The following is an 8,464-nucleotide window of genomic DNA, read 5'->3' on the forward strand; positions in this document are numbered from 1 at the left end:
GTGTGATAGTTGCGCTTTTGTGCAAGGCGGATTAGATTGCTTTCTGACCAAGAAAGCGGTTTCCCGCCGCACAACGTACCCACAACGGACTCCGTTGTGTTCCTTTTTGTGTGTATTTTTGGGCGGTTGGATGAATTCGCAGCGACGCAGAGCAGCCAAACGAGGAGGAAAAGATGACGGAGCCGGCACTCATCAGATGGCTCGACGGCGAGCCTCCCGCACGCCTTAGCGGCGGCACCACTTGGGGAATGCCCTTCCCACGAGGAGCGGTGGCAGCCGCCGATGCTATTTCGGTATCGAATGATGCCGGCCTGACCGTGCCCTCCCAGGCATGGCCGTTGGCGACCTGGCCGGATGGCTCGTTGAAATGGGCGGGAGTTGCCCTGCCTGTGACGGACGCTCCATCCACGCACTACCGCGTCTCGGCGTCGGCCCATCAAGGCGTCCCACCAAAACTGCCGGCGGAGCTCTCAGTCACCGAGACCGCTGCGGAGGTTCGAATCTCAACGGGCCGACTCGAGATGGTCATTGAGCGATCAGGTTCAACCCTGTTCCGCTCCCTGTCTCGCGGAGGCGTTGAGGTGGCGAAGGACGCAACGCTTGTGAGCCTGCTTCAGCACAGCATCGCGGAGGGCCCCGGAGATATCACCCGTGAAGGCTTCAGCGGTGAAGTCACGGCAGTAACAGTCGAACAAAACGGTCCCGTTCGCGCCGTCGTCCGCTTGGAGGGAAAGCACCGTCTGGACGACTCACAGGCGGATCCGCGGGCTTGGCTGCCGTTCACGGTTCGTCTCTATTTCTACGCAGGTGCGCGGAGCATTCGAATGGTCCACTCCTTCATCTGGGACGGCGATGCCGACCAGGACTTCCTCGCCGGCCTCGGCGTGCGGTTCACCGTGCCGTTGGCGAGCGATCTTCATGACCGGCATGTGCGGATCGCGGGAGCCGACGGCGGTTTCCTGATCGAGGCGGTGCGAGGCCTCACCGGCCTCCGGCGTGATCCGGGCGAAGACGTCCGCAAGGCGCAGATCGCAGGTCAGCCCACTCGCCCGCTGGAGGAATGGAGCGAGCTGGTTTCCAAGCGCCTTCATTTGGTCCCGGCCTGGAACGACTACACCCTGACCCAGCTCACCGCTGACGGCTTCGAGCTGCGCAAGCGCACCGGCTGGGATCGCGGGTGGGTAGGGATTTCCGGTGGCACCCGGTCGACGGGCTTCTGTTCGCTCAGTGATCTGCGCGGCGGTTTCGGCGTCGGAATCCGGGACTTCTGGCAGTCCCATCCCGGCCAGCTGGACATCCGTGATGCCGCAACGGAGCAGGCCTCGATGACCGCCTGGCTTTACTCGCCCGAGGCGCAACCCATGGACCTTCGCTTTTATCACGACGGCCTGGGCCAGGACACCTTCGATGAGCAGTTGGAAGGCCTGGAGATCACTTATGAAGACTACGAGCCGGGCTTCGGAAACCCTCACGGGATCGCCCGAACCCACGAGCTCACCCTGTTCGCCTACGATGCCACCCCGGACATTTCCTCCCTCGCCATGGATGCAGCGGAAGCCGCGAAACCTGCACTCCTTCAGGCAACTCCGGAGTACCTGCATTCGGTGCAGCTGTTCGGTGACTGGGCGCCGGTGGATCGCAGCACGCCGGAAAAGGCGAAACTGGAAGACAAGCTGGACTTCCTATTCCACTTCTATACGGGTCAGGTGGAGCAGCGCCGCTGGTACGGCTTCTGGAATTACGGCGACGTCATGCACACGTACGACGTCGACCGTCACACCTGGCGCTACGACGTCGGCGGCTATGCCTGGGACAACTCGGAACTCTCGCCGGACCTCTGGCTCTGGTACATGTACCTGCGTTCCGGCCGTTCGGACGTCTTCCGGTTTGCCGAAACGATGACCCGACACACAGGCGAGGTGGACGTTTACCACCTGGGTCCTTGGCGCGGCCTGGGATCGCGGCACAATGTGCAGCACTGGGGCTGCAGCGCCAAACAGTTGCGCATCAGCAACCCCGCCTATCGCCGGTTCTACTACTACCTCACTGCCGACGAACGCACCGGCGACCTTCTCACCGAGCTTGTGGACAGCGACCGGAACTTCCTCGGCCTGGACCCGGTGCGAAAAGTCAGGCCGGACAGCGCCACATACCGGCCGGACCGTAGCGCCCTGGCAGTAGGGCTCGGCACGGACTGGGGCTCGCTGGCCGCCACTTGGCTGACGGACTGGGAGCGCACGGGCAACCCGCGGTCCCGGGACCGGCTGCTGGGCACCATGGCGGACATCGGCGCCCTCAAGTACGGCTTCCTCACCGGAGAGGCACTGTACAACCTGGACACCGGAAGGTTCGACGCCGGACGCGAACTCATCAGGGTCTCGCACCTTAGTGCCGTGTTTGGGCTGGTCGAGATCTGCAGCGAGCTGATCAGCCTGGTGCCGGACCCCGGGTTCGAGCGCGCGTGGCTACAGTACTGCCGGCTCTTCCTGGCATCAGAGGAGGAACAGGTCCGCGAGGTGGGGCAGCCCCTGTCAGGCGTCTACCTGACGCAGGCCCACAGTCGGCTCAGCGCCTACGCGGCAGCGCGAACTGGTGACGATGAGCTAGCGGTCCGGGCCTGGGCCAGCTTCGCGGAAGGCGGGCAGCACCTGAACCACGAGTCGGCGTTCACATTGCGGAAGATCATGCCGCCGCAGGTCCTTGTGCCCGTGGATGAAGCACCCACTGTCTCCACGAACGATGCGTCACAGTTCGGCCTGGCCGTCATCCAGAACCTGGCCCTAATCGACCAACACCTGGGGCTGAATTCATATGCGAGCGTGGAGGCCGTGACTGGGTCGACCAAATGAGGCAGCGCCGAGGAATTCGACGGCTATAAACGGCTCCGAACCCACCACCCACTCGTCGTGCCCTGGCGGGAGGGTGTAGGTGTCGTTGGCGTGGATGGTGGAACGCACGCCGTCGGCGGTTTCCACCTCGAGGGTGCCTGAGATGCAGTAGCCCAGATGGTTGTGCTGGCAGGTGTCCGTCTTCTCCATCGGCTTCGCGGACTCAGACCAGCGCCAGCCCGGTTCAAGGATCAGCCTGGCCACGGAGAAGTCGTCCACCGTGACGAGATCCACCTCAGCCTTCTCCGGATGCCGCTTCCTATCAGGCACATCGAAGGACTTGACTGCCAACGCTCTAACAAAATTTGCGGACATTGGGACACCGTTTGGAGTTGTTCTGCGGGCGCCTGGCCATGGGAACCAAGCAACTGGCGTGGCGGGATGTCGGCCTGGGCCGGGGTATGTAAACAGCCCGCTATGTGTGCCGTTCTGGGGTCGGCGCGCACGCGTTCAACAGGTCATTGCTGACGACGTAGTTCTACGGTAGTCGCACTGCACCCGAAGTCAATGGGCAAATTTCACGGACCATTTTTCGACGACGAAGGGCCGGCTTACTGCCTTCTTGGCAGTAAGCCGGCCCCTTGTCCAGCTCTTCAGGAGCCTGGCTGTCACCGAGTCCGTGCGGACTAAGCCACCCGAACGAAGGAGTAGCCGGAGAGCCAGGACAGCGGGTGCACGATGGTTTCGTTCACGTAGTTCATGCCGCTGCTGACAACCTGTCCGTTTCCGGCGTAGATGCCGACGTGTCCGGAGGTAATAACAAGGTCACCCGGTGCCGGGGTAGCCACCCTGGTTCCGTACTGGAAGAACTGGGTGGGACCAAGGTCGCCCACGCTCTTGCCAATGGAACGCAGCGCGCGCTCCACCAGGATGGTGCAGTCCTGGGTCGCACCGATCTGCGAGTAGGCTGCAGCCAAAATGGCGCCGCCAACACCGCTGGCGGCGGGTGCGGGCGCCGGTGCGGGTGCGGGCGCAGGAGCCGGCTTAATCGCCGTCGAGGCCAGGTAGACAGTGGAAGCAGGCTGGGCTGAGGCTGCAGGTGCTGCCGCTCCCCCGCCTGGGATCTGGATCTGGTTGCCCGGGTAGATGATCGTCGTCATCGACAGGCCGTTGGTGGATAGGAGGGCATTCAAGCCAACACCGTAACGTGCGGCGATGGCGCCGAGGGTGTCTCCCGATACGACAGTGTGGACTTTAGCCGCTGCCGCAGGAGCGGGAGCAGCGACGGGCGCGGCGGACTGTGCCTGCACAGTCCCCCCGGAGCTGTCTGGGGCCTGGGCGCCGGCGTGGGCAGGAGTTCCGACGCCGAAAACGAGACCCGAGGCTGCGGCAATAATGAGGGCCGGACGACCCAGTGCAGCGGCGTTGGCTTTAGCAGAAGTAGACAAAGCCTGCTGAAGGAAGGAACGTGCAGGGGTGGCACGATGGCGCGCCGAAATGGACTTACGTGACATGGTGATTGCCTCTCCCATGCCTGCGGGGTGAGCTGTCGGGTTCGGATGGGAGTATCACCCGGCCGGTTAGCACCATGACTCGATGGCGCAGAGCGGCTTAACCCCAAGGACCTTCTTGAAAGGCCCGCGTGGAATCTTTGGTTCCCCCGTCCCTGCCATCTGAGAATTGCGAACGGGTCCCGGGCAGTGGCAGGGCTCGGCATTCTGCGCGGGAATGCCCCCGATCTAACCAGGGGCACCGGTAGAGGCTAACTTCTGCTCCTGCAAATTGTCACTGTTTGGTAACGAAAAGAACGACACGCAACGTAACACTGAACTCTCGGTTGCGGTTTAGGGTAAGCACTTCGCCTTGTTTTACAGGGGAGGACGCCTCTGCTGGGTGCCCCGACGTCGGTACAGTGCGGCGCTGACGATTGTTCGCATGTAGCAGTCAGGTAACGGCGGGGGTCAGGCGACTCCGGGCGCCAGGCGCATTGTCGTCCTGATAAGGATAAAAAACAAGAGAGATTACTAGGGAATTTGGTTGATCGTAAGCATGCTTAGTAATAGCTTGGAATGACTGGGGGATCTGAAGAAACCGAACTAGGAGATCACCACGCGCATGATGAGGAAAGCCGGAGCCTGCATGCACAGGTAGCAGCGCAAATTTGCGGTGTTGGCGTGAAGGTTGGCCCCATTGCAGTCCTGGGAACGGCCGTTGATGTCTCGGGTGTCACTAATCCCCTTCATGGGAAGTATCTGATAGGCCTTTCGGTCTTGTGAGGGACTGGACCCATGGATCCAGTCCCTTCGTGCAAATGGAAATGCCCCGTCATCCCGGAGCGCCTCTCACACAGCGCCACTCGATGCAAAGGCCGACGGCGACCCGCTTGAGACCCAGCGGACCGCCGTCGAACGCGCGTTCAGGGACTCCATAAGAAGGGGGGCGCCCCACTGCCGAAGATCCCCCCAGAAGGCTCCGTGACGCTCGTTAATAGTAAGACTGCTTATTAGGCGAGGGGTAGGGGCGGTTGCCCGAATCTAGTCCCTTGGCGGGAACGTGGTCCCCTTCCAGTCCCGGCCGGCGATGTAATGCACGTGCTCGAACGGCTCCCAGCGAAGTACGTAGCCCCCGTGCCGGTAAAGAATTTCCACCAGCACCTGGCGTGGCGTATAGGCAATCGCCCGGCCATAAACATCCCGAATCCGCACGAGGGGCCGCTGGTCCTTGGGATACCGCTTGGCCATGCGCGGCGCCCTGGCCATTTGGGCTTCCAAGCGGGCATCCGCATCCAAGAGCGGATCGGGCACTAGATGAGGATCGTCCTGGATTCCCATTTAGTAAGCGTACTTCCTAACGGGTTTTCGAGCCTAGCCTTGCAAGGCATCGATTGAGTCACGAACCGGTCTCAACCACAACGTCAACCGGGATGGCACGGCGGACGGCGTCGTCAACGGGGCTGTGCTCGACACCCCACTCCGCGATGTCCCGGAGCTCCTGCTCGCTGGCGTTCTCCGAGGCCACCCGCACCACAAGGCGAGTGGACAACGGGCCGGAAGGGACGCCGTCGTCGACCCCCAGCAGTCCACGGTCATCCGACTCGCTCTCCACCACTACCTCCAGCCGCGAAAGCGGAATTCCTTTCTCCGCCGCTCGCATGGAGATGAGCGTGGCGGCACAGGACGCCCTGGCCGCGCGGAACATCCAGCCCGGCGAGGGCGCTGAGGCGGCCCCGCCCACCCCCTTCACCATATCCGTGACAAAAGATTCGCCGCTGGGGCCGGTCACGAGGACCCGCAGTCCCCCCTCGACGACGGCTACAGCTGGCGAATCCTGGTACCGGGTTTCATCCGGGTGCTCAGCCAAATAGTCCCGCGCCTTGTCGATGGCGATCGCAATCTCCTGTTGGCTACCCATGTGAGCTCTCCTTATTCAGTGGGCGCCGTCGTCAAGGACAGGCTCGCCCACGTTTGGCCGCGACAATCTGCCGGTGCTGATCCAATGCTGGAGCGTTTGCGTGTTGAAGACAAGAGGCCGGAACCGGCAACGCCAGACGACGCGGCTCCGGCGATGAAAGCTTCAGGTAGGGAGTTCGAGGCTTGCCGGCCCGCCGGCTGGCTCCGGATGGAGGAGGTCGATGATGGGGAGATGACCATCAGTGCGGATGGCATCTCCTCCCCCGTTTCGATGATGGTAGCCGGTGGAGTAATTCAGGATGATGTGTACAGACTCCACGGCCTTTGCTCGGCGCAGAGTGTCGATGATGAAGTCGCGCTCCTCGTCAGTGCCGTCAGCAATTTTGTGCGTGATCTGGAAAGTGAAAAGCGACAGGCCCACGCTCTTGTCGTAGGTTCCGGCGCCCACCCAGTCCACGGCAAGCCCGCCTGGGAGCAGCCAACCGTCGGGGCACTTCCAGAACCTCACATGGTGGCGCTTGCGCGGATTCCCATCGATTTCCCGCTGGAATGCCATGTCCTGCTTTTTTCCAAAGACATACAAGGAACTGACCGGAGCCTCGGGGTAGCTCCTTCCTAGCAGCGTGGAGGTCAGTGTGCGCCAGGCCGTCTTCGGTGTAATGGGGTCGGCTTCGATCCATCCGGCTGCGAGCATGGCGGCACGCAACTCCTCCTCGGGACCAATGACGGCGAGGTTGACGGGGTCCCCCAGCACACCGTCACCAGTTCTGGCGCGTCCGATGAAGTAATCCGGAATGTAGAGGCTGCTCAGGATCTTGTGGATGCGAGGCAGGAGTGCGTAAGCGGCAATCAACCATGCGGGAAGGAACACCCACGCCTGCTCAGGACCCCTGGCAAGACGGGCGAGCAGGAAGTAGTACACGGCCCAGCCCACCGCTATGGTGACCAGCACATAGAACAAGCGCTGTGCGACGGCGACGACGGTCACCCAGCGGGTTCGCCACCTCGCCTTCGCACTGGCTGGCCGGGCATGGTCGGGTTCGGGGACTTTTTGTGCGTCCGGTTCTGCCGGAGGTTGGCCCGGTGTTCCTGCCGCTTCCAATGCTTCCCCCTGACTTCCGGTCCCTGCTTCCAGCCGCCGCAAGCGGCTTGCAGCTATCCTAATTCGCAGCTTGGGCAGCCGGACCCCGTTTGCGGGTGGATACTGGCCCACCGCCTACCGGTTGCTGTCGTAGTCAAGAACCCGGGGAAGGTTCAGACGACGACGGCGGAGGTCACCTTCCCGCCGTCGTCACCTTCCCGCCGTCTGTCACCCTCACCTCGAAGGTGGAGAAACCTGAATGCTTGCAGGGACAGGCGCAGGTCCACTGCAGGCGCGGTGACTAGCTGCCGGTGGAGCCAAGTGGGTAAACCGTACGGTGATTGAGCTTGTCGAAAAGTCGACAGCATGCCGGCACCCAGGTTCATCATTGCCGGAAGTAGTGGTTTCGTCTGGGTTTTCGTTGGGGGTCGATGTGGGGTGGCGGGATGAACCAGGGGATGTCGTTTTGGACCTGGATTTGCCAGTGTTCTTTGTGGATGAGGTGGTGGTGGGAGCAGAGCAGGGTTCCGTTGCTGGTGCTGGTGGTTCCGCCGTGTGACCAGTAGGTGATGTGGTGGGCTTCGCACCAGGGTGCGGGCATGGTGCAGCCGGGGAAGGCGCAGCCGAGGTCGCGGGCGGTGATGGCTTTGCGGATGTGCGGCGGGAAGACCCGGGAGGCCCGCCCGATGTCCAGGATCTGGCCTTCGGTCCCCATCACGACGGGGAGGAGTTCGGCGTCGCAGGCCATCTTCCGGATCACCGCGGCCGACACGGGACCGGTGAAGGCGAAGACCCCGCTGCCGCTACCGGCTCGGTTGATGCCGGCGCCCGCGATGCCTGCACCCGCGATGCCGCTGGTCCCGGTGCCGCTGCCTGCGCGGTTGATATCGATGCTCGCGATGTCGTTGACGCATGTGCTGCTGCCGCTGGTCCAGGTGTTGCTCTTGCTTGTGCCCGTCATGCCGTTGGCGTCGGTGGTGGTGTTGTTGAGGTCAGCGAGGAGTTCTTTGTAGCCGATGGTGACCAGGATTTGTGGTCGGAGGCCTCCGGCGGCGGGCAGGGTTCCGCTGGAGAGGGCGATCTTGCAGGCGCCGATGATGCCATCAAGCATCCGCTGGGCGCGCGTGCGCCGGTCCAGCGACGCT

General features: G+C 62.8%; 8 protein-coding genes and 1 riboswitch. Of the genes, 1 reads left to right on the plus strand and 7 read right to left on the minus strand.

Features of this window, described 5'->3' with window-relative positions:
* The first annotated feature begins 173 nt into the window (after positions 1-173).
* On the plus strand, positions 174-2,849 hold the full coding sequence (locus tag J7E82_RS03320) for a Tat pathway signal sequence domain protein (RefSeq protein ID WP_214860355.1): 2,676 nt from the start codon (positions 174-176) through the stop codon (positions 2,847-2,849).
* Here J7E82_RS03320 and J7E82_RS03325 read toward each other — a convergent pair.
* The 7 genes from J7E82_RS03325 to J7E82_RS20505 form a co-directional block, all read right to left on the minus strand.
* A complete protein-coding gene (locus J7E82_RS03325; RefSeq protein ID WP_214860357.1) occupies positions 2,808-3,203 on the minus strand; it encodes a cupin domain-containing protein in 396 nt (131 codons plus the stop codon). The genes J7E82_RS03320 and J7E82_RS03325 overlap by 42 nt on opposite strands.
* Before the next feature lie 311 nt (positions 3,204-3,514).
* The gene (locus tag J7E82_RS03330) at positions 3,515-4,342 is read right to left on the minus strand and encodes a LysM peptidoglycan-binding domain-containing protein (RefSeq protein ID WP_214860359.1); all 828 of its coding nucleotides are present in this window, start codon (positions 4,340-4,342) and stop codon (positions 3,515-3,517) included.
* Positions 4,343-4,344: 2 nt separating this feature from the next.
* A riboswitch (cyclic di-AMP (ydaO/yuaA leader) is annotated at positions 4,345-4,554 on the minus strand.
* Between the two features lie 370 nt (positions 4,555-4,924).
* Positions 4,925-5,071: a hypothetical protein gene (locus tag J7E82_RS03335; RefSeq protein WP_214860360.1), complete on the minus strand. Its 147-nt coding sequence runs from the start codon at positions 5,069-5,071 to the stop codon at positions 4,925-4,927.
* Between the two features lie 291 nt (positions 5,072-5,362).
* Positions 5,363-5,659, minus strand: a complete 297-nt coding sequence (locus J7E82_RS03340; protein WP_214860361.1) for a hypothetical protein — start codon at positions 5,657-5,659, stop codon at positions 5,363-5,365.
* A gap of 58 nt (positions 5,660-5,717) precedes the next feature.
* Positions 5,718-6,239 (minus strand): OsmC family protein, encoded by a 522-nt coding sequence (locus tag J7E82_RS03345; RefSeq protein ID WP_214860362.1) that lies wholly within the window; start codon positions 6,237-6,239, stop codon positions 5,718-5,720.
* Positions 6,240-6,401: 162 nt separating this feature from the next.
* Complete coding sequence (locus tag J7E82_RS03350; RefSeq protein WP_214860363.1) at positions 6,402-7,226, minus strand: LssY C-terminal domain-containing protein; 825 nt, start codon at positions 7,224-7,226, stop codon at positions 6,402-6,404.
* Positions 7,227-7,704: 478 nt separating this feature from the next.
* Positions 7,705-8,464, minus strand: a 760-nt coding sequence (locus J7E82_RS20505) for an HNH endonuclease signature motif containing protein (RefSeq protein WP_251041377.1), incomplete at its 5' end; no start/stop codon positions are given.

Source organism: Arthrobacter sp. ISL-30, assembly GCF_018613855.1.
Classification (GTDB): Bacteria; Actinomycetota; Actinomycetes; order Actinomycetales; family Micrococcaceae; genus Arthrobacter.